This window comes from Thalassolituus marinus (genome assembly GCF_020320395.1).
Lineage (GTDB): Bacteria > Pseudomonadota > Gammaproteobacteria > Pseudomonadales > Oceanobacteraceae > Venatoribacter > Venatoribacter marinus.
Genome location: NZ_JAEDAH010000001.1, coordinates 1 through 20437, shown reverse-complemented (window position 1 = coordinate 20437; position 20437 = coordinate 1). Strand labels below are relative to the sequence as shown.

General features: G+C 53.3%; 21 protein-coding genes. 17 read left to right on the top strand and 4 right to left on the bottom strand.

What is annotated here, in order from left to right; genetic code table 11:
- Window positions 1-44: 44 nt before the first annotated feature.
- The 4 genes from I9W95_RS00105 to lipA all read left to right on the top strand — a co-directional run bounded on the left by I9W95_RS00105 (window position 45) and on the right by lipA (window position 3149).
- Window positions 45-1184 carry a D-alanyl-D-alanine carboxypeptidase family protein gene (locus I9W95_RS00105; protein WP_225670419.1) on the top strand — a complete coding sequence of 380 codons (1140 nt, stop codon included), beginning with the start codon at window positions 45-47 and terminating at the stop codon, window positions 1182-1184.
- Between the two features lie 105 nt (window positions 1185-1289).
- Entirely contained in the window at window positions 1290-1562 is a 273-nt protein-coding gene (locus I9W95_RS00100; protein WP_225670417.1) for a YbeD family protein, read from the top strand.
- The gene (gene lipB / locus I9W95_RS00095) at window positions 1562-2185 is read left to right on the top strand and encodes a lipoyl(octanoyl) transferase LipB (RefSeq protein ID WP_225670415.1); all 624 of its coding nucleotides are present in this window, start codon (window positions 1562-1564) and stop codon (window positions 2183-2185) included. Before I9W95_RS00100 ends, lipB begins: the two co-directional genes overlap by 1 nt.
- A 1-nt stretch (window position 2186) precedes the next feature.
- The gene (gene lipA / locus I9W95_RS00090; protein WP_225670413.1) at window positions 2187-3149 is read left to right on the top strand and encodes a lipoyl synthase; all 963 of its coding nucleotides are present in this window, start codon (window positions 2187-2189) and stop codon (window positions 3147-3149) included.
- A 62-nt stretch (window positions 3150-3211) separates the two neighbouring features.
- Here lipA and I9W95_RS00085 read toward each other — a convergent pair whose 3' ends face one another.
- Window positions 3212-3451, bottom strand: a complete 240-nt coding sequence (locus I9W95_RS00085; protein ID WP_225670411.1) for a YdcH family protein — start codon at window positions 3449-3451, stop codon at window positions 3212-3214.
- Window positions 3452-3589: 138 nt separating this feature from the next.
- Here I9W95_RS00085 and I9W95_RS00080 point away from each other — a divergent pair, with 138 nt between their 5' ends.
- On the top strand, window positions 3590-4732 hold the full coding sequence (locus tag I9W95_RS00080) for a response regulator (RefSeq protein ID WP_225670409.1): 1143 nt from the start codon (window positions 3590-3592) through the stop codon (window positions 4730-4732).
- Here the strand turns inward: I9W95_RS00080 and trxC are convergent.
- The 3 genes from trxC to I9W95_RS00065 form a co-directional block, all read right to left on the bottom strand.
- Window positions 4708-5142, bottom strand: coding sequence for a thioredoxin TrxC (trxC, locus tag I9W95_RS00075; protein WP_225670407.1), 435 nt, complete (start codon window positions 5140-5142; stop codon window positions 4708-4710). The genes I9W95_RS00080 and trxC overlap by 25 nt on opposite strands.
- A gap of 64 nt (window positions 5143-5206) precedes the next feature.
- Entirely contained in the window at window positions 5207-6970 is a 1764-nt protein-coding gene (gene dsbD, locus I9W95_RS00070) for a protein-disulfide reductase DsbD (protein ID WP_225670404.1), read from the bottom strand.
- A 15-nt stretch (window positions 6971-6985) separates the two neighbouring features.
- Complete coding sequence (locus tag I9W95_RS00065) at window positions 6986-7954, bottom strand: polyprenyl synthetase family protein (protein ID WP_225670402.1); 969 nt, start codon at window positions 7952-7954, stop codon at window positions 6986-6988.
- A gap of 338 nt (window positions 7955-8292) precedes the next feature.
- Here I9W95_RS00065 and rplU point away from each other — a divergent pair, with 338 nt between their 5' ends.
- The 12 genes from rplU to ispH all read left to right on the top strand — a co-directional run bounded on the left by rplU (window position 8293) and on the right by ispH (window position 20327).
- A complete protein-coding gene (gene rplU / locus I9W95_RS00060; protein ID WP_225670400.1) occupies window positions 8293-8604 on the top strand; it encodes a 50S ribosomal protein L21 in 312 nt (103 codons plus the stop codon).
- 86 nt (window positions 8605-8690) lie between these two features.
- A complete protein-coding gene (rpmA, locus tag I9W95_RS00055) occupies window positions 8691-8951 on the top strand; it encodes a 50S ribosomal protein L27 (RefSeq protein ID WP_225670398.1) in 261 nt (86 codons plus the stop codon).
- Between the two features lie 108 nt (window positions 8952-9059).
- Entirely contained in the window at window positions 9060-10250 is a 1191-nt protein-coding gene (gene cgtA, locus I9W95_RS00050) for an Obg family GTPase CgtA (protein WP_225670396.1), read from the top strand.
- Window positions 10251-10320: 70 nt separating this feature from the next.
- Window positions 10321-11460 (top strand): glutamate 5-kinase, encoded by a 1140-nt coding sequence (gene proB / locus I9W95_RS00045; protein WP_225670394.1) that lies wholly within the window; start codon window positions 10321-10323, stop codon window positions 11458-11460.
- 54 nt (window positions 11461-11514) lie between these two features.
- Window positions 11515-12354, top strand: a complete 840-nt coding sequence (gene kdsA, locus I9W95_RS00040) for a 3-deoxy-8-phosphooctulonate synthase (protein ID WP_225670392.1) — start codon at window positions 11515-11517, stop codon at window positions 12352-12354.
- A 111-nt stretch (window positions 12355-12465) separates the two neighbouring features.
- Window positions 12466-12732 (top strand): 30S ribosomal protein S20, encoded by a 267-nt coding sequence (rpsT, locus tag I9W95_RS00035; protein ID WP_225670390.1) that lies wholly within the window; start codon window positions 12466-12468, stop codon window positions 12730-12732.
- Window positions 12733-12861: 129 nt separating this feature from the next.
- Complete coding sequence (gene murJ / locus I9W95_RS00030) at window positions 12862-14436, top strand: murein biosynthesis integral membrane protein MurJ (protein WP_225670388.1); 1575 nt, start codon at window positions 12862-12864, stop codon at window positions 14434-14436.
- Window positions 14437-14533: 97 nt separating this feature from the next.
- The gene (ribF, locus tag I9W95_RS00025; RefSeq protein ID WP_225670381.1) at window positions 14534-15481 is read left to right on the top strand and encodes a bifunctional riboflavin kinase/FAD synthetase; all 948 of its coding nucleotides are present in this window, start codon (window positions 14534-14536) and stop codon (window positions 15479-15481) included.
- Window positions 15482-15520: 39 nt separating this feature from the next.
- Window positions 15521-18409 (top strand): isoleucine--tRNA ligase, encoded by a 2889-nt coding sequence (ileS, locus tag I9W95_RS00020; RefSeq protein WP_225670379.1) that lies wholly within the window; start codon window positions 15521-15523, stop codon window positions 18407-18409.
- Entirely contained in the window at window positions 18409-18909 is a 501-nt protein-coding gene (lspA, locus tag I9W95_RS00015) for a signal peptidase II (RefSeq protein WP_225670377.1), read from the top strand. Before ileS ends, lspA begins: the two co-directional genes overlap by 1 nt.
- 40 nt (window positions 18910-18949) lie before the next feature.
- The gene (gene fkpB / locus I9W95_RS00010; protein WP_225670375.1) at window positions 18950-19393 is read left to right on the top strand and encodes an FKBP-type peptidyl-prolyl cis-trans isomerase; all 444 of its coding nucleotides are present in this window, start codon (window positions 18950-18952) and stop codon (window positions 19391-19393) included.
- The gene (gene ispH, locus I9W95_RS00005) at window positions 19383-20327 is read left to right on the top strand and encodes a 4-hydroxy-3-methylbut-2-enyl diphosphate reductase (RefSeq protein ID WP_225670373.1); all 945 of its coding nucleotides are present in this window, start codon (window positions 19383-19385) and stop codon (window positions 20325-20327) included. Before fkpB ends, ispH begins: the two co-directional genes overlap by 11 nt.
- Window positions 20328-20437 lie beyond the last annotated feature (110 nt).

Sequence of the window (20437 nt, the reverse complement as noted above, 5' to 3'; positions counted from 1 at the left end):
TACAATGCGCGCCCGTGTATATCTTACGGTTCAGAGTTTTAATTATGCGATTGTTATCCGTACTGTTTTTTACTGTCTGGGCATCTGTTGCCCAGGCTGCTGTTATTGTTCCTAAAGCCCCGGATCTGGACGCAACTGCTTACATTCTGCTGGATGCGGACAGTGGCGAAATCCTGGTGGAGCACAATGCTGATGAGCAGCTGCCGCCAGCCAGTCTGACCAAAATGATGACCAGCTACATTGCTGTGCATGAGCTGGAACTGGGCAACGTTAACGAAAATACGCTGGTGCCGATCAGTGAAAAAGCCTGGCGTAAGGGCGGCTCGAAGATGTTCGTTCGTGTCGGCACTCAGGTTCCTCTGATTGATTTGCTGCGCGGCATTATCGTTCAGTCTGGTAATGATGCATCTGTTGCGGTAGCGGAATATTTTGCAGGCTCTGAAGATGCGTTTGCTGAGTGGATGAATCAGTACGCGGCGCGCTTCGGTATGAATAACACGCATTTTGTAAACGCCACTGGCTGGCCGGCCGAGAATCACCTGACCACTGCGCGTGATCTGGCGACTCTGTCATTGCGTATTGTTAAAGATCATCCGCATTACTACTCGCTGTATGCGGAGAAGTACTTTGAGTACAACAACATTCGCCAGCCCAACCGCAATAAGTTGCTGTGGCGTGACCCTTCGGTTGATGGTTTGAAAACAGGCCATACTGATGAAGCAGGTTTCTGTCTGGCGGCGTCGGCGGTAAAAGAAAATACCCGACTGATTGCCGTTGTGATGGGCACTCGCAGTGAAGAGGCTCGCGCCCGTGAAACTCAGAAGTTGCTGGCCTATGGCTTCCGCTATTTTGAAACCCGTAAGGTTTACAGCGCCGGTGACTCGCTGAAAACCAGCAAGGTCTGGCTGGGTAAGTCAGCTGAGCTGAACATCGGTATTGAAGATGAGCTGTATCTGACTCTGCCACGCGGTCTGAAAGGCGAGCTGGATGTGAACATCGTGACTGAAGACTTCCTGGAAGCACCGATCAGTAAAGGTCAGGTCGTCGGTCGTCTGGTTCTGAGCCAGGAAGGTGAAGTACGTGCTGAGCGCCCGCTGATTGCCCTCAATGATGTTGAGGAAGCTGGCTTCTTTGGTCGTCTGTGGGGCAGTATTAAGCTGTTCTTTGCCCGCTTGTTCGCCTGATTCTGTCTCTTCTGCGCTGCCGGCTACGCCCAAAGTCCGGTAGCGCTTGAAATCCATCCGGGTTACAACCATATATGGGCGTTAATCTGTTACGAGGGCACTGTCTTGAGTCAGCCTGAAGCTCCCAAAATCGAATTTCCCTGTGAAAACTATCCGGTCAAAATACTCGGCCGCTGTTGCGATGACTATTCTGACGTCGTCCTTGAAATCGTGAGTGTCCACGCGCCGGGGTTTGACGCTAAACGCATTCAGGTGCGCGACAGTGCCAAAGGTACCTTTCGCTCGCTGACGGTTTTCATTACCGCGACCGGAATGGATCAGCTGCGCAATCTGCACCAGGACCTGATGGCTCACGACTACGTAACAATGGTGATCTGATGTCTGAAATCCGGGTTCGTCAGCTGGGTGTCTGCCCTTATGGCGCTGTTTACGACGATATGCTGTCTTTCACAGCAGAGCGTGATGACAGCACAGTTGATGAACTCTGGTTTCTGCAGCATGAACGCGTATTCACCCAGGGGCAGGCGGGCAAGGCAGAGCATGTGCTGATGCCTGGCGATATTCCCGTTATTCAGTCAGATCGTGGTGGCCAGGTTACTTACCATGGACCGGGCCAGCTGGTCGTGTATCTGATGCTGGATCTCAAGCGCAAAGGGTGGGGGCCGCGGGCTCTGGTGACAGCCATAGAGCAGGCGATTGTTGCTGCTCTGGCAACCTTTGGTATCGATTCGGCGCCGCGCGATGACGCGCCGGGAGTGTACGTCGGCGGCTGCAAGATCGCCTCGCTGGGGTTGCGGATTAAGAATGGTCGGTCTTTCCATGGGCTGGCGCTTAACATTGACATGGATCTGGAGCCCTTTCATCGCATTAACCCGTGCGGGTATGCGGGAATGGAAATGACACAGGTGGTTGCCGAAACCGCCGCACCGGTCACCTTCGATGAGGTTGCCGGTGAATTAGAAGTTCAGCTGCTGAGACATCTCTGTCAGCCCGGAGCGTGACATGACAGATAAAGTAAAAGTGGTTCAGGGTGAAAAGCTGCGAGGTGCCGACAAGGTAGCCCGTATTCCGATTAAGGTTATTCCAACCGAAGAGTTGCCGCGTAAACCGGACTGGATCCGGGTTCGTATTCCGGCTACCCCGAAGATTGCTGAAATCAAAGAGAAGCTGCGCAAGCACAAACTGCACACTGTTTGTGAAGAAGCCAGCTGTCCGAACATTGGCGAGTGCTTTGGCGGTGGTACCGCAACCTTCATGATCATGGGTGATATCTGTACCCGTCGCTGTCCGTTCTGTGATGTGGGCCATGGTCGTCCCAACCCACTGGATACGGATGAGCCAGCTAATCTGGCAACCGCCATTGCCGATATGGGGCTTAAGTACGTGGTTATTACCTCGGTGGATCGTGATGATCTGCGCGACGGTGGTGCCCAGCACTTTGCCGATTGTATTCGTCTGACCCGTGAAGGCTCGCCGGGTATTCAGATCGAAACCCTGGTGCCTGATTTCCGCGGTCGTATGGAAATTGCGCTGGAAATTCTCGGTGCAACCCCACCGGATGTGTTTAATCACAATCTGGAGACCGTGCCACGCCTGTACAAAGAGTGTCGCCCGGGTTCCGATTATCAGTGGTCACTGGACCTGCTGAAAGCCTACAAGGCCAGCAACCCGGATATCATCACTAAGTCTGGCCTGATGCTGGGACTGGGCGAAACCAATGAGGAAGTGGTTGAGGTCATGCGCGATATGCGTGCGCATAACATTGATCACATCACGCTGGGCCAGTATCTGCAGCCAAGCCGCGATCATTCGCCGGTGAAGCGCTTTGTCACGCCTGAGGAGTTTAAGCAGCTGGGTGATATGGCTAAAGAGATGGGCTTTATCCGCGTAACCAGTGGTCCGCTGGTACGCTCTTCCTATCATGCCGACCTGCAGGCGCAGGGCGAGGATGTCGGTAGCATCTGAGCCTCAGTGATAAAAAAAGCCCGGTATGAACCGGGCTTTTTTGTGTCTGACACAGGCCCTTATCAGGCTTCCTTCAGCATCGCATACAGGTCATCTTTCAGGTGCAGGCGGCGTATCTTCAGGCCTTCCAGGCGCTCGTCTGACGCTGGTTCTACTTCCTCTTCAATGCGGCGTACTTCGCGATCAACGTCATGGTATTCGTCGAACAAACGGGCGAAGTGACGGTCTTTCATCTTCAGGGCGCGAATCTGATCGCCCATTTCCGGAAATTCGTTGTGCAGGTTGTGGTTTTCGATAGTCATGCGCAGGTCTCCTTGTTGTATGAGTTCAGATTGCCTTGTCTGTGAAAAACAGTCTTGACGTAGATCACGTAGTCCTAGTAGGGGTTTTTCCCCTGTTGATCTGAGTCAAATGGATAAAACTATCAGGGAGTTTCCGTTATGCCTTCGGGAAGAATTACTCTGTTGGATGATGATGCTGCAGCGGTGCGAGTGCTTAGTCTGGCGCTGAAAGATTATGATCTGGTGACATACCGTAATGTTGAGGGCTTTCTGTCGGGTCTGGATCAGGAGGTGGATTGCTACCTGCTGGATATTAATATGCCGGATGCCTGTGGCTACGATATCTGCCGGGTGCTGCGCTCCAGAGAGCAAAGTCGACATACGCCGGTGATTTTTATCTCCGGCCAGACGGGTATTCACGATCGCCTGCAGGGCTACGCCGCTGGCGGTGATGACTTCATTGGCAAGCCCTTTGATGTCGATGAGCTACGCGCCAAAGTTGATCGGGCCTTGCGTCAGGTTGAGCGTCAGAAAGCCTGGCAAGTGTCTGCAGATGATGCGCGAATGGCAGCATTTGAGGCGATGACGCACTCTGCAGAGCAGGGGGAAGTGTGTCGCTTTATCGAACAGTCGATCGCCTGTAATGTCCCGGAAGAGGTGGCGGAACAGCTGGTTGCTACCCTGAAAAGCTTTGGCCTGAATGCTGTGGTTGCTGTGTGGGAGCAGGGTGGCGGCTTTTTCTCACATGCTGCTGAGGTTCGTCCACTGGAAGCTGAGCTTATGCGTTCCTGTCGGTGTGTCGGTCGTATCGTCGAAATGGAGCGGCGTCTGCAGGTCAACTATCAGGGTGTATCTGTGCTGATTAAGAACACACCGTTTGATGACAGCGGACGCTATGGTCGGCTTAAGGATCACCTGTGTGTATTGATGAGTGGTGCTAATGCACGCCTCGCTTCGCTGGCCAGTGAGCAGCGTTATACCCAGCAGCAGACGCTGCTGGAGGCGCTGGATGAAGTTCAGCAGTCTCTTGAGTCTTTGCAGTATACACAACAGCGCCAACTTGATATGGCCAGGGATGCAGCAGCTGAACTGCGTATGTTATTCGTCGAGGAGCTGATGCTGCTGAACCTCGATGCTGATCAGGAATCTCAGCTTACCCAGCTGATTACCGCACACCTGACCGAGCTAGGCCATATGTACCATCGCAGTGCCGACCTGAAGGGGCTGCTTGAGCCGGTATTGTCGGTGCTGCGTCATATGGCCGGAGTGCGTGATGCTCAGGAAGACTTTATCAGTGCCTGAGTAATCCACTGTTGTAACTGCTGGGCTGGCAGTGCGCCAGCCAGGCGGTCTACCTCGCGCCCCTTGTGAAACACGATCAGGGTTGGGATGCTGCGAATGCCATACTGTGCACTGACCTGCTGAGCGACTTCGGTGTTAACTTTCGCAAAGCGAGCCTTGTGCTGCATGTGATTGCACACTTCCTTGAAAATTGGCGCCATCATCTGACACGGGCCACACCAGCTGGCCCAGAAGTCGACCACCACCGGCATATCGTTCTTGTTTATAAAGCGTTGAAAGTCGGCGTCGGTTAAATCGATCGGTACACCGTTGAACAGATCCTGTTTGCAGCGGCCGCAGGTACCTTGCTGGTCCTGTTTGTCGTCAGGAATTCGATTGATCGCGCCGCAGGAAGGGCAGGTGTAGTGCATGATGAATCTCCGGAATCGCGTGAATAAACACTATATGCGTCCGGAGTAATGAAGAATCAAGGGGTCAGAAACGGGTTCTTTGCAGAAATTCGTCTTTGCTCAGCTCGCCGGTGATGCGCGTTGCTTCGATTTCCTGACCGTTGGCGAAGAACAGAATGGTTGGTGGGCCAAAAATGCCGTGGCTCTGCATAAAGCGAATCTGTTCGGGGCTGTTGTCGGTCACATCCAGTTGCAGCCAGACGACGTCGGCCAGTTCTGCCTGAACATCATTTTGGGCAAAGATTTCTTCTTCCATCACTTTGCAGCTAATGCACCAGTCGGCATAGAGATCGACCATCACCACCTGCTGGCTGTTGCCGATGCGCTGTTCAATCTCCGCCACCGAGTCGGTGCGGTAAAACAGACTCTTGTGTACTTCATTGGTGCTGCTGATGTTGCTGCCGGCAGTGAGAGTATGCAGCGGCTGCAACGGATTGCCATTGCCCATCAGAGCCCCTGCAAGTGCCATAACACCATACAGCAACAACACCCAGGCGATGCCTTTGACCAGACGGGCACGACCGCTGTCGGCCTGTTCAAAGGCGCCCAGTACCACGGCGTAAACAATCGCCAGCAGTGCCCACAGCAGCAAGCTGATGGTGGCAGGCAGAATACGACTCAGCAGCCAGATGGCGACGGCCAGCAGCAGAATGCCAAAGAACACTTTAATCTGGTTCATCCAGCCACCGGCTTTCGGCAGAACGGAGGCGCCTGTGGTGCCCAGAGCAATGAGTGGTGCTCCCATACCCAGACCCAATGCCAGTAAGGCGGAGAAGCCCGTAACGGCATCGCCCGTGGTGCTTATATACACCAGCGCTCCCGCCAGAGGTGCCGATACGCAGGGCGACACAACCAGTGCAGACAGTACACCGATGACAAAAACACTCAGAGCCTGGCCGCCCTGCTGCTTCTGGCTCATGGCGTTCAGACGGTTGCGCAGGCCCGATGGCAGTTGCAGCTCGTAAACGCCAAACATCGCCAGTGCCAGCAGGCCAAAAAGGATGGCAAAGGCGATCAGTACGGAAGGTGTCTGCATCCACGCCTGAATGTTGGCGCCAGCACCCAGCAGGCCAACGGTCAGTCCAGCCAGAGCGTAGGTAATTGCCATGCCCAGTACGTAGATGCTGGAGAGAATAAAGCCTTTTTTGCCAGACGTATTTCCCTGCCCCAGCACCACGCTGGTCAGAATCGGAATCATGGGTAATACGCAAGGGGTGAAGGTCAGGCCCAGTCCTAGCAGGAAGAAGAGACCAATGACGGCAGCAAAACTGCGGTTGGCGAACCAGCTGTCGTTGTTGGTCGTTGCTGGTTTATCAGTGCTCGGCAGTACTTCTGACGTGGTTATATCTGCAGCTGTTAATGCAATGGTTTCACGCTGGGGCGGATAGCACAGGCCTGCATCGGCACAGCCCTGGTAATTCAGTGTGACTTCACCGGGTTGCAGGGTGCTAAGGTCAAACACAACATCCAGATCACCGTAGAATGCAGTGACCAAGCCAAAAGCTTCGTCTTCTTTTTCTTTGCCCGGGTGGGAAAACGACAGAGGCTCAACTTTGACGTCACCCTGCTTCAGAAAGATACGATGCTGGTACAGGTAATAGCCGTCCGGCGTTGACCAGTTCGCGAGTAACTGGCCATCTTTAAGCTGATAGTAAAGCGGGAAGGCCTGATCGACCGGCAGGAATTCAGGTTCGTCGTTGCCGACCAGGCTATCCAGTACACCGGCCTGTGTAACCAATGTGGCCTGCAGGCCAATGAACAGGAACAGCAGTTGAATCAGTCTGGTCACGGGAACTCCGTATTATTATTGGTTGCGTTTAACCGCCAGCAGAGCCAGAGCATCCAGTGCATTTCGGGCTTCGCTGTCTGGCAGAATTGCCAGCTGAGCACGAGCGCGTTCAATGCATTCATCGGCTTTCTGGCGGGTGTAGTCGATAGACCCCAGTTCATGCACGATGTTCAGTACGTCGCTTATATCGTCCAGTCCGCCTTTACGGATAACGGAACGGATCAGTTTGCGCTGTTCTTCGCTGCCGTTGGCCATGGCGTGAATCAGTGGCAGGGTTGGCTTGCCTTCGGCCAGGTCGTCCCCCACGTTCTTGCCCATGGTTTCGGCATCGCCGTCATAGTCGAGCACGTCGTCAATCAGCTGGAATGCTAAACCAAGTTCGCGGCCATAGATGCGCATCGCTTCACGTTCTTCGTCAGAGCGGTTCATCAGGCTGGCCATACCCCAGGTAGACGCTTCAAACAGCATGGCGGTTTTGCCGTGGATAACGTCCATATACTGCTGTTCGGTGGTGTCCGGGTTTTTGACGTTGGTGAGCTGCAGCACTTCGCCTTCAGCAATCACGCTGGTGGCCTTGGCCAGAATCTGCATGACAGGCAGGCATTCCAGTTCGACCAGCATTTCAAACGAGCGGCTGTAGAGGAAGTCACCCACCAGAACACTTGGCGCGTTGCCCCATTTGGCGTTGGCAGTCGGATTGCCACGGCGCATATCGGAGGTATCGACCACATCGTCATGCAGCAGGGTGGCGGTATGCAGAAACTCGATGACAGTTGCCAGCTTGACGGCGTCTGCTTCCTTGTTGGCAAAGGCTTTGGCGGTCATTAGTACCAGCAGCGGGCGGATACGCTTACCACCACTGCTGACAATGTAGTCTGCGATTTTTTCCACCAACGGCACACGTGAAGCCAGTTGTGCGTGGATCAGGCGATCCACCGCCTGAAATTCTTCGCTCACAACCGCGAGAATGTCTTGAATCTGCATGAATGATAGAGCCTTGTACTTAAGGTGTCGGTCGGAAATCACCGCCATGGTCAGTTCAGGTGGTGCTAAACCACCCGCAGACGCGGAGTTTAACGAGCCGTTCGGCAGGCGACAACGACCGACTGCGCAAAATGGGGCGATAGGCTCGTTACACTGCCTGTTCGCGGTCAGAAATGTTGTTTCAAACCGGCTTGCGCCAGTTTATGGGATGCGGTATAGTCTCGCGCCCCGAAATTCTGCTCCCTGCCATATGGAAACCAGAGCGTTGCCAGTAGAAGCCAGGTCTTTTAAGTAGCAGTCGTTAAGCGCCCTGATGGGCACAAGTGGAGATGTACAATATGTACGCTGTAGTGGTAACTGGCGGTAAGCAATACCGTGTTGAAGAAGGCCAGACTCTGAAAGTTGAAAAACTGGAAGTTGCAACTGGTGAAGCTGTTGAACTGGAAAAAGTTCTGCTGATCGGTAACGGCGACGATGTTAAAATCGGCGCACCGGTTGTAGAAGGCGCTAAAGTGACTGCAGAAGTTGTAGCTCACGGTCGTCACAAGAAAGTGAAGATCCTGAAGTTCAAGCGTCGTAAGCACCACATGAAGCAGATGGGCCACCGTCAGTGGTTCACTGAACTGAAAATCACCAGCATCGCTGGCTAATTATCGATTAATCCAGGGGCCCGTGCCGGTTAGCCAAACCGCCGCATCCGCAGAGTTGTAGTGGTCCCAGAACAGGAGAAAAGACAATGGCACACAAAAAAGCTGGTGGTAGTACCCGTAACGGACGTGATTCCGAGAGCAAACGCCTTGGTGTGAAACTGTTCGGCGGTCAGGCTGCTAAAGCAGGTAACATTCTGGTTCGTCAGCGCGGCACTAAGTTCCACGCTGGTACTAACGTTCGCGTTGGTCGTGACCACACTCTGTTCGCTACCTCTGACGGCGTAGTGACTTTCGAAGTGAAAGGTCCACAGAACCGTAAATTCGTAAGCATCGTTCCAGCATCTTAATTCGCTGAAACCGCTTACCCGGCGCCCTGGCTTCAATTTTATTGCGGTCGGGGCGTTTTTGTTTGTCACACAGTCTGCAGATCGCAGGCATCATCTGAGGTTTATGAAATGAAGTTCGTCGACGAGGCACCAATCTCCGTTCAGGCGGGTAAAGGCGGCAACGGCTGCGTGAGTTTCCGTCGGGAGAAATTCATTCCTAAAGGTGGCCCGGATGGTGGCGACGGTGGTGATGGCGGTTCTGTGTATCTGGAAGGCAGTGAGTCGATCAATACACTGATTGACTATCGTTTTACCCGTCACTATCAGGCGCAGAATGGTCAGGGCGGTTCAAGCCGCAACTGTACCGGTGCCAAGGGTGAGGATCTGATTCTGAAGGTGCCTGTTGGTACGACTGCCATCGATGAAGATACCGGAGAAACTCTGGGTGATATTACCGAGCCGGGTCAGCGTCTGATGGTGGTGCGCGGTGGTTTCCATGGTCTGGGCAATACGCGTTATAAGTCCAGTACCAACCAGTCGCCAACTCAGTCCAAGCCGGGTCAGCCGGGTGAGTCCCGTAACATCAAGCTGGAGCTGAAAGTGCTCGCTGATGTGGGCTTGCTGGGCTTGCCGAATGCTGGCAAATCTACCTTTATTCGTGCGGTATCGGCAGCCAAGCCGAAGGTTGCTGATTATCCGTTTACCACGCTGGTGCCAAACCTGGGCGTGGTGAAAATTGAAAACCATCGCAGCTTTGTCATTGCCGACATTCCGGGTCTGATTCCTGGTGCGTCGGACGGTGCTGGCCTGGGAACGCGCTTTCTGAAACATCTGGTGCGTACTCAGTTGATGCTGCATATCGTGGATATGGCGCCGTTCGATGATTCAGACCCAGCAGAAAACATGCAGGCCATTGCCAATGAGCTGGAGCAGTTCTCTCCGGGTCTGGCTGAGCGTGATCGCTGGCTGGTATTGAATAAGCTGGACCTGATTCCAGAGGAAGAGCGCGAAGCTCGCTGTCAGGACGTGGTTGATCGTCTGCAGTGGACAGGTCCTGTGTATAAAATCGCGGCGATCAGTCAGGAAGGTACTTTCCCGCTGTGTGGCGATATCATGAAATACATTGAAGAGCGTCGTCAGCGTGCGGAAGAAGATGAAGACTTCGCACAGCAGATTCAGGCTGAGCGAGAGCAGGTGGAAGCGGAAGCGCGCGAGCATATCGAGATGCTGCGCGAGCGTCGCCGTCAGCTGCGTGAGCTTGAAGATGAAGACGACGATGATGATGACTACGACGTAGAGGTTGTCTACGTTCGCGAGTGATGCCAGATAGCATCAGGTTGAGATTCTGTACGTTTGCCCGGCAGGGCTACATGAGAGTGACTGAGCGAAAATGACCGCTGTTGAGTGGCAGGAAACCCGCGGCAAGCTGGCACAGCAAAAGCGCTGGGTGATAAAAATTGGCAGTGCCTTGCTGACTGATGATGGTCGGGGGCTGAATCTGGCTGGTATGCAGGGCTGGGTTGATCAGATTGCAGGTCTGCTGGCGCAGGGCCATGAAGTGGTTCTGGTTTCTTCCGGTTCTGTGGCTGCGGGCATGACGCGTCTCGGCTGGTCAAGTCGACCGGATGAAGTCTGTAAGCTGCAGGCTGCTGCTGCTGTGGGGCAGATGGGGTTGGTACAGGCCTATGAGACGGCGTTTGCTGGTCATGGTCGTGCGACTGCGCAGATTCTGCTGACCCACGACGATCTCAGTGATCGTAAGCGTTATCTTAATGCCCGCTCGACGCTGCGTACTCTGTTGTCGCTGGGTGTTGTGCCGGTGATTAATGAGAATGATACCGTGGTTACCGATGAAATCCGCTTTGGTGACAACGATACCCTGGGCGCGCTGGTAGCGAATCTGGTTGAAGCCGACGTGCTGGTCATTCTTACCGATCAGCTGGGTTTATTTACCGCTGATCCTCGTTCCAATCCTGATGCTGAGCTGATTGTTCAGGGGCGGGCTGCTGATCCGCAATATATGGCCATGGCGGGTGGTGCTGGCTCGCTTGGGCGTGGCGGCATGATTACCAAGGTGAAGGCTGCACGCCTGGCGGCGCGTTCCGGTGCGGATACTGTGATTGTGGGGGGGCGTATTGATAATGTGCTTACCCGTCTGCGAGCAGGTGAATTGATTGGTACCATGCTGGTGCCTGACGACGAGCCGGATGCTGCGCGTAAACAGTGGATTGCCGGTCATCTGCAAACTCATGGAGAGCTGGTGCTGGACGCAGGTGCTGTGAAGGCGTTGCGTGAATCCGGGCGCAGTCTGCTGCCGATTGGTGTGGTGGCAGCAAATGGTCGTTTTGAGCGTGGTCAGGTTGTGGCTTGTCGCGATGAGCAGGGCAATCTGGTGGCGAAAGGGCTGGTGAATTACAGTCAGGTTGATGCACAGAAAATTGTGCGTACGCCAACGAAAGGTATTGAGGCTGCGCTGGGCTATATTGCTGAGCCAGAGATTATCCACCGGGATAATCTGGTAGTCTTGTGATCCGCATTTCGGCGGGTATGGAAATAATAATCCGATAATACAACGGGGATTCTGATGATTGAGGTTGTTAAGGTAGCCGGGCTGGATGTCAGCAACGAAACGCCTTTTACGCTGTTTGGCGGTATGAATGTTCTGGAAAGCCGCGATCTGGCAATGACTATCTGTGAACACTACGTCAAGGTAACCGAAAAACTGGGTATTCCTTACGTTTTCAAGGCGTCTTTTGATAAGGCGAACCGCTCTTCTATCAACTCCTATCGTGGTCCGGGTATGGAAGAAGGCCTGAAAATCTTCGAAGAGATCAAAAAGACCTTCAATGTACCGCTGATTACCGACGTTCACGAACCATATCAGGCTGCTCCGGTAGCGGAAGTGGTTGATGTGATTCAGCTGCCTGCATTCCTTGCGCGCCAGACAGATCTGGTTGTCGCTATGGCGGAAACCGGTGCGGCGATTAACGTGAAAAAGCCTCAGTTCCTGGCTCCGCATGAAATGCGTCATATCATCAAAAAGTTTGCCGAAGCCGGTAATGAAAAGGTGATGCTGTGTGAGCGTGGTTCCAGCTTTGGTTACAACAACCTGGTGGTTGATATGCTGGGTATGGACGAAATGAAGGGTATGGCTCCGGTGATTTTCGATGCAACCCACGCATTGCAGCGTCCGGGTGGTCGTGCCGATTCTGCAGATGGTCGTCGTCAGCAGGCATTTCAGCTGGCTCGTTCCGGCATGGCGCTGGGTATTGCAGGTCTGTTCCTGGAAGCTCACCCGAATCCGGCTGAAGCAAAATGTGACGGCCCATGTGCTCTGCCGCTGGATAAACTGGAGCCGTATCTGGCCCAGATGAAAGCGGTTGATGAGCTGGTGAAGTCATTTGAGAAGGTAATCGTCGACTAATCTGCAGCAGACTTTAAAAGTCTTGTCTGATCAGTTGACAAGGTGGGGGCGCGTCTGGATAATCTCGGCCCTCTAAGATTTGATTGAATAACCAATTTTGAGGAGCCGACTGTGGCAAATTCCGCTGGTTCTCGTAAACGCGCCCGTCAGGCTATCAAACGTCGTGCTCGCACAGTAGCCCTGCGCTCTATGGTCCGTACTTACATCAAGAAAGTACAGGCAGCTGTAGCGACTAACGACTATGAGCAAGCCCAGGCTGCGTTTACTAAAGCACAACCTTATATCGACAAGATGGTAAACAAAGGTATTCTGCACAAAAATACTGCTGCACGTACCAAGAGCCGTCTGAACGCTAAGGTATTCGCTCTGAAAGGCTGATTTCAGCTTCAGGTGAAGAAAAAACCCGCTCTTGCGGGTTTTTTTATGCCTGAACGAAATTACCGTGAGCGGGTCTGTTGTCCTGCCTGCTAATGCAGCATCACATTTTTACATCACCCAGGGAATGATATGAGTGAGTCTACGCCGAAAGCTCCATCCGCGGAGGTTAAGCAGCCGGGTCTGCTGCGTTCGTCCTCAATTGTGAGTGTGCTGACTCTGCTCAGTCGGGTGCTGGGGTTGATCCGCGATGTGGTGGTGGCACAGTACTTTGGCGCTCGCGCTGATGCCTTCTTTGTGGCCTTCAAGATTCCTAACTTCTTCCGTCGCTTATTTGCGGAGGGGGCTTTCTCGGTGGCCTTTGTCCCGGTACTCAGCGAGTATCGTCGCTTACGTCCGATTGATGAAGTTCGCTTGCTGATTGCCAGAACGTCCGGTGTACTGGGGGCGGCTTTGCTCGGGGTTACTGTACTGGCGCTGATAGGTGCGGACTATCTGCCCTGGGTGTTTTCGCCGGGCTTTCGTGATGACCCTGCCAAGTTTGCTCTGACCGGCGACCTGCTGCGTATTACCTTTCCGTATCTGCTGTTTATTTCACTTACTGCGTTTGCCTCCAGCGTGCTGAATGCCTATGGGCGTTTTGCTGTGCCTGCCTTTACACCGGTACTGCTGAATGTGTGCCTTATTTTCGCTGCGGTGGTGATGAGTGACTGGTTTGAGGAGCCACTGTTTGGTCTGGCCTGGGGTGTGTTCCTGGCGGGTCTGGTGCAGTTTGTATTCCAGCTGCCATTTGTTGCCCGTCTGGGCCTGCTGGCGCGACCACAGTACAACGCACAGGACGAAGGCGTACGTCGTATTGGCAAGCTGATGGTGCCGGCGTTGTTCGGGGTGTCGGTCAGCCAGATTAATCTGTTGCTGGATACGCTGCTGGCGTCATTTCTTGAAGCTGGCTCTGTCAGTTGGCTGTATTACTCCGACCGCCTGAATAACCTGCCGCTGGGGGTTTTTGCCATTGCCATCGGTGTGGTCATTTTGCCAGCGTTGTCGGGTAAGCATGCTGCCGATGAAAAAGACGGTTTCTCGCGTACCCTCGACTGGGCGGTGCGTATGGTATTCCTGATTGCTCTGCCTGCAGCTCTGGCGCTGGTGGTGCTGGCAATGCCACTGATGTCTACCATCTTCTATCACGGTGAAGTGACCGCTTATGACGTCGGTAAGATGACCATGAGCTTGCAGGCTTACGGCTGCGGCCTGATGGCCTTTATGCTGATCAAGGTACTGGCGCCGGGTTATTACGCCCGTCAGGACACGGCTACCCCGGTAAAAATCGGTATTCAGGCCATGGTTGTGAACATGGTGCTGAACCTGATTCTGGTGTTCCCGCTGCAGCACGCTGGCCTTGCTCTGGCGACATCGTTGTCGGCCTATTACAACGTGTGGATGTTGTATCGCGGCCTGCGCAAGCAAGGGGTGTATGAGCACCAGAAGGGCTGGATGGGCTTTGCTCTGAAATTGCTATTGGCCAATGGAGCACTGGTTGCATTGATGCTGGTACTGATGGGGCCGGCGGCGCAATGGCTGGACTGGTCTGCAGCGCAGCGTGCAGGGTGGATGACGCTGATTGTGGTTGCTTCGGTCGCTATGTATTTCGCGATTCTGGTCAGTGCTGGTCTGCGTGTGCGACATCTGCGCGGTGAGGTGTTCTGACGTCAGCATGTAAGTGGTTACTGACTGGCTAAATGGCTGTTATGCGGAGGTCAGGTTAGCTATAATCCGGCATTTTCTTTGGGCAGGTTAACCGCGAATGCGTTTATTGCGAGGGCTTCACACAATCCCGGCCGATTTTCCCGGTTGTGTGGCGACTATCGGTAACTTCGATGGTTTACATCTTGGTCATCAGGGCATCCTCAATGCGCTGAAAGCGGAGTCGCAGAAGCTGGGTGTACCAACGCTGGTGATGATGTTTGAGCCTCAGCCAAAAGAATTCTTTGCTCCGGAAGCAGCCCCGGCACGGTTAGCTAATCTGCGGGAAAAATTGCAGGATCTGGAAGCCGCAGGCGCTGATTACGTACTTTGCCTGCCGTTTAACCAGGCGTTGCGTTCTATGTCGGCGCAATCATTTATTCACGACATTCTGGTAAATGCCCTGGCGGTTCGTCATCTGATTGTCGGTGATGACTTTCGTTTCGGCTGCGATCGCAGTGGTGATTATCATGCACTGGCAGCAGCCGGCCGCGAGCATGGCTTCAGCGTGCAGGATACACCGACGCTGGAGCTGGATAGCGAGCGCGTAAGCAGTACGCGCGTACGTTCTGAGCTGAAGGTGAATAATCTGTCGCGGGTTGCTCATCTGCTGGGGCGTCCGTACCGCATGTCCGGGCGGGTGATTTATGGTCGTCAGTTGGGACGACAGCTGAATACGCCAACTGCGAACGTGATGGTTCGTCGCAGTAAATTGCCGTTTACCGGAGTGTATGCGGTGCAGGCAACAATTGAGGAAAGCGGTCGGCAGTTTACCGGCGTGGCCAATATTGGTGTTAAGCCGACAGTTGCTGGTCAGCCAGAGCCTTCTCTGGAAGTGCATGTGTTCGATTTTAATGGCGATCTTTATCACCGCCATCTGACTGTCGAATTTATGCATAAAATCCGTGATGAGCAGAAGTTTGCCGGCATTGAGCAGCTGCAAGCGGCCATCGAAAACGATAAACAATCAGCGCGCGATTATTTTGCCGCTGCCAAATCTTCTGTGTGAATTTGGTTTTACTGAATTTAATTTATAAGTGACCCAGTTATGAACGATAAAGTGGAAAGCCAGTACAAAGCGACGCTGAATCTTCCGGATACCGAGTTCCCTATGCGCGGTAATCTGGCCAACCGTGAGCCGGAAATGCTCGCCCGTTGGGAACAGACCGGCTTGTACCAGAAAATTCGTCAGGCACGTGCGGGTCGTGATCAGTTTATTCTGCACGATGGCCCTCCTTACGCGAACGGCAATATCCACATTGGTCACGCAGTAAATAAAATTCTGAAAGATGTGATTGTTAAATCTCAGACGCTGAGTGGTAAGGATGCTCCTTACATTCCGGGCTGGGACTGCCATGGCCTGCCGATCGAACTGAAAGTTGAAGAGAAAGTTGGCAAGGTTGGTGACAAGGTTACTGCTGCTGAATTCCGTAAACACTGCCGCGAGTATGCCGCTGAGCAGGTTGATGGCCAGCGTCGTGATTTTAAGCGTTTGATGGTGCTGGGTGATTGGGATAATCCATACCTGACCATGGACTTCAAAACTGAAGCCGACATTATCCGCACGCTGGGTAAAATTGCCGATAACGGCCACCTGCAGAAAGGCTTTAAGCCGGTTAACTGGTGTTCTGACTGTGGCTCTGCTCTGGCTGAAGCTGAAGTGGAATATCACGACAAGCAGTCCATTGCTATCGATGTGAAGTTTGCTTTTGCTGACCGCGAAGGTCTGCTGGCGGCATTTGCTGCCGACAGCGCACTGGCGGCTAAAAATATCAGCATCGTTATCTGGACCACTACTCCGTGGACATTACCTGCTAACGAAGGCGTGTCGGTTCACCCGTCGCTGGAATATTCCCTGGTGCTGCTGAAAGAGCAGGATGAAATCCTGCTGCTGGCAGCTGACCTGGTGAAAGATGCTATGCAGCGTTACGGCATCGAAGAATTTGAAGTAGTGGCAACCGCCAAAGGTTCAGCCTTCGGTCAGACTGAAGACCAGGCCAGTGCGCCGTTTGTTGTGCAGCATCCGTTTATGCTGGCTGAAGATGGCAGTGCGAAAATGGTTCCGGTTATCACTGGCGACCATGTAACCGCCGACTCCGGTACCGGTTCTGTTCACACTGCGCCAATGCACGGTGCTGATGACTTTGTGGTATCTAACAAATACGGCATCAGCTCTACGCAGATGCTGGTGGGAGCAGACGGTAACTTTATTTCTACCCCTGCGCTGGACGCTCTGGAGCTGAGTGGCCTGAGTACCGCTGACAAAGGTAATTTCCGGGTGCTGGGCATCCTGGCAGAAAAAGGCGCGCTGATTAAGAAAGAAAAAATCAAGCACAGCTACCCGCATTGCTGGCGCCATAAATCCCCGATCATTTTCCGTGCGACACCACAGTGGTTTATCAGCATGAATCAGGCGGGGCTGCTGGATAAAGCCATGCACGAAGTGGAAAACACCGTTGAATGGCGACCGGGTTGGGGTAAAGCCCGTATCGAAAGCATGATGACCGATCGTCCTGACTGGTGTATTTCCCGTCAGCGTACCTGGGGCGTGCCGATCGCGTTGTTCGTTCACAAAGAAACCAGTGAGCTGCACCCGAATACGTCTGAGCTGATTGAAAAAGTCGCTCAGAAAGTCGAAGAAAAAGGCATTGATGCCTGGTTCGACCTGGATGCCTCTGAACTGCTGGGTGGCGAAGCGGATCAGTACGTCAAAGTAACCGATACCCTCGACGTCTGGTTCGATTCCGGTGTCACTCACACCTCGGTGTTGCGTCAGCGTGCGGAACTGAAATTCCCGGCGGAAATGTATCTGGAAGGCTCGGATCAGCACCGTGGCTGGTTCCAGAGTTCCCTGCTGACCAGCGTTGCCGCTTATGGCGAAGCACCATACAAAACGGTGCTGACCCACGGTTTCACAGTGGATGGTGAAGGCCGCAAAATGTCCAAGTCGCTGGGCAACACCGTTGAGCCGCAGAAAGTGATTAACCAGCTCGGTGGTGACATCCTGCGCTGGTGGGTAGCCGATACCGATTACAGCGGTGAAATGACGGTATCCGACGTGATCCTGAAGCGTAACGCCGATGCTTATCGTCGTGTACGTAACACCTGTCGTTTCCTGCTGGCCAATATCAACGGCTTTAATCCGGAAACCGATATGGTTGCGGGTAATGAACTGCTGCCGCTGGATGCGTGGATGGTGAACTTCACCCGCAAGCTGCAGGATAAAGTGATTGCCTACTACCACAACTACGACTTCAAAGGCCTGACTAAAGCGCTGATGAATTTCTGTGTGGCAGAGCTGGGTGGTTTCTACCTCGACGTTATTAAAGACCGTCAGTACACCTGTAAGGCCGACGGTCTGGCACGTCGCAGTGCGCAGACCGCACTGTTCCATGTGCTGGAAGCCATGAGCCGCTGGATTGCGCCTGTACTGTCCTTTACCGCAGAAGAAATCTGGGAATGTTTGCCAGGCAAGCGTGAAGAATCTGTCATGCTGGCTGAGTGGTACACAGCGTTTCCGGATACTGGCAGCAGTGAGTTCGACGACACTTTCTGGAACGATATTCTGGAAGCCAAAACTGCTGTTAACGGCGTGCTGGAAAAAGCCCGTGCCGATAAAACCATCGGTGCCAGCCTGAGTGCGGAAGTTGTACTGTACGCCGGCGATGACCTGAAAGCTCAGCTGGAAAAGCTGGGTGATGAGCTGCGCTTTATTCTGATTACCTCAGGTGTTGAGCTGTGCGACTTCGATGAAAGCGCCGGTGTAGAAACTGAGCTGGGTGATCTGCGTGTGACGGTGAAAGCATCTGAGCATGAGAAATGCGAGCGCTGCTGGCACCACAGTGATTCTGTTGGCCAGAACCAGCAGCATCCTACTCTGTGTGGTCGTTGTGTAGAGAACGTGGAGGGCGACGGAGAAGTTCGTCGCTTTGGCTGATGGCTGATAATCGTTCTGCGCTGATCTGGTTGTGGCTGGCGGTTGTGGTCTGTTTGCTGGATCAGGCCACTAAGGTGTTGGCGGAATCTGTGCTGACATATGGCCAGCCGGTTTATGTTCTGCCAGTGCTGGATTTCACACTGTTGTATAACCCGGGCGCGGCGTTCAGTTTCCTGGCTGATCAGGGAGGCTGGCAGCGCTGGTTCTTTACCGCCGTTTCTGTCGCCGTCAGCATCATGCTGGCGGTATGGCTCAAGCGCCTGCCACGCGAACAGGTCTGGTTGCCGGTTGCGCTGGCGTTGATATTGGGTGGTGCTGTCGGCAATTTATTCGACCGCATCGTTTACGGACATGTAGTGGACTTTATCTCTGTGCATTGGGATAAATCCTATTTTCCAGCGTTTAATCTGGCGGATTCAGCGATTACAGTCGGAGCAGCCATGATGGCCCTCGATGTGGTACGCGAATTCTGGCAGGAACGAAAACAGGCGCAGTCCTGAACTGATTAGTGTTAGCAGCCTTAACACAAGAGAGACGATTATGAGTGTTGGAGTTATTTCCCAGGGTAGTCAGATCAGCATGCATTTTGCGCTGAAACTGGAAGATGGCCAGGTGGTTGATTCCACGTTCGAGCGTGAGCCGGCGAAATTTACACTGGGCGATGGCAATCTGCTGCCGGGCTTTGAAGAGTATCTGCTTGGTCTCACGACGGGTGATCATAAGACGTTGCAGATTCCGCCGGAGAAAGCGTTTGGTCAGCCAAATCCGCAAAATGTGCAGGAAATGAAACGTAATACTTTCCCGGTGGATATGCCGGTTGCCGAAGGTCTCATGGTTTCGTTTGCTGATGCGCAGGGTGCTGAGCTTCCTGGTGTAATTTCAGCCGTAGAAGGCGACTGGGTGACGGTTGATTTTAACCACCCACTGGCTGGTAAAACTCTGGATTTCGAAGTACAGATTCTGGAAGTCAGCAATGAAGATTAAACTGGCCAATCCACGCGGATTCTGTGCCGGTGTTGACCGGGCGATTGACATTGTTAACCGCGCGCTCGATTTATTTGAACCACCGATTTATGTGCGTCATGAAGTGGTGCATAACAAATTCGTGGTGAATGGCCTGCGTGATCGCGGCGCAATTTTTGTCGATGAACTTGATGAAGTGCCGGACGACAGTATCGTTATTTTTTCTGCTCATGGCGTATCGCAGCAGGTGCGGAAAAATGCAGCAGACCGTGGTTTGCGCGTATTTGATGCAACCTGCCCATTGGTAACCAAAGTTCATCTGGAAGTTGCCCGTTACAGTGCGGATGGCAGTGAGTGTCTGTTAATTGGTCATAAAGGTCACCCGGAAGTTGAGGGAACCATGGGCCAGTACGACGACAGTAAGGGTGGTCATATTTATCTTGTGGAAGATGAAGCTGACGCTGCCAATCTGGATGTTAATGATCCTCAGAAGCTGTTCTACGTCACGCAAACGACGTTGTCGATGGATGATACCTCACGTGTTATCGATGCGCTGCGCGCGAAGTTTCCGGATATTCAGGGACCGCGTAAGGACGATATCTGTTACGCCACACAGAATCGTCAGGATGCTGTAAAAACACTGTCAGCGGATTGTGATCTGCTGTTAGTGGTTGGCTCGCCGAACAGTTCAAACTCTAATCGTTTACGCGAACTGGGTGAGCGCATGGGGGCTAAGGCTTACCTGATCGACAGTGCAGATGAAATCGAAGCTGCATGGCTGCAAGGTGTAAATGCGGTCGGTATCACTGCGGGAGCATCTGCACCTGAAGTGCTGGTGAAAGCGGTGGTGGAAAAACTGGTCTCACTTGGTGGAGAGCAGCCGCAGGAGATTGAGGGGATTCCGGAGAATGTAGTGTTTTCTCTGCCGAAAGAGCTTCGCTTGCAGGAAGTTTAAAGCCAATAAAAAAGCCACCGTAAGGTCACTGCTGTCCCACAGTTTCGGGATCATATAACGAGCCTCATCTGAGGCTCGTTTTTGTTTGGGTCGGGCGGTGACGGATTAAG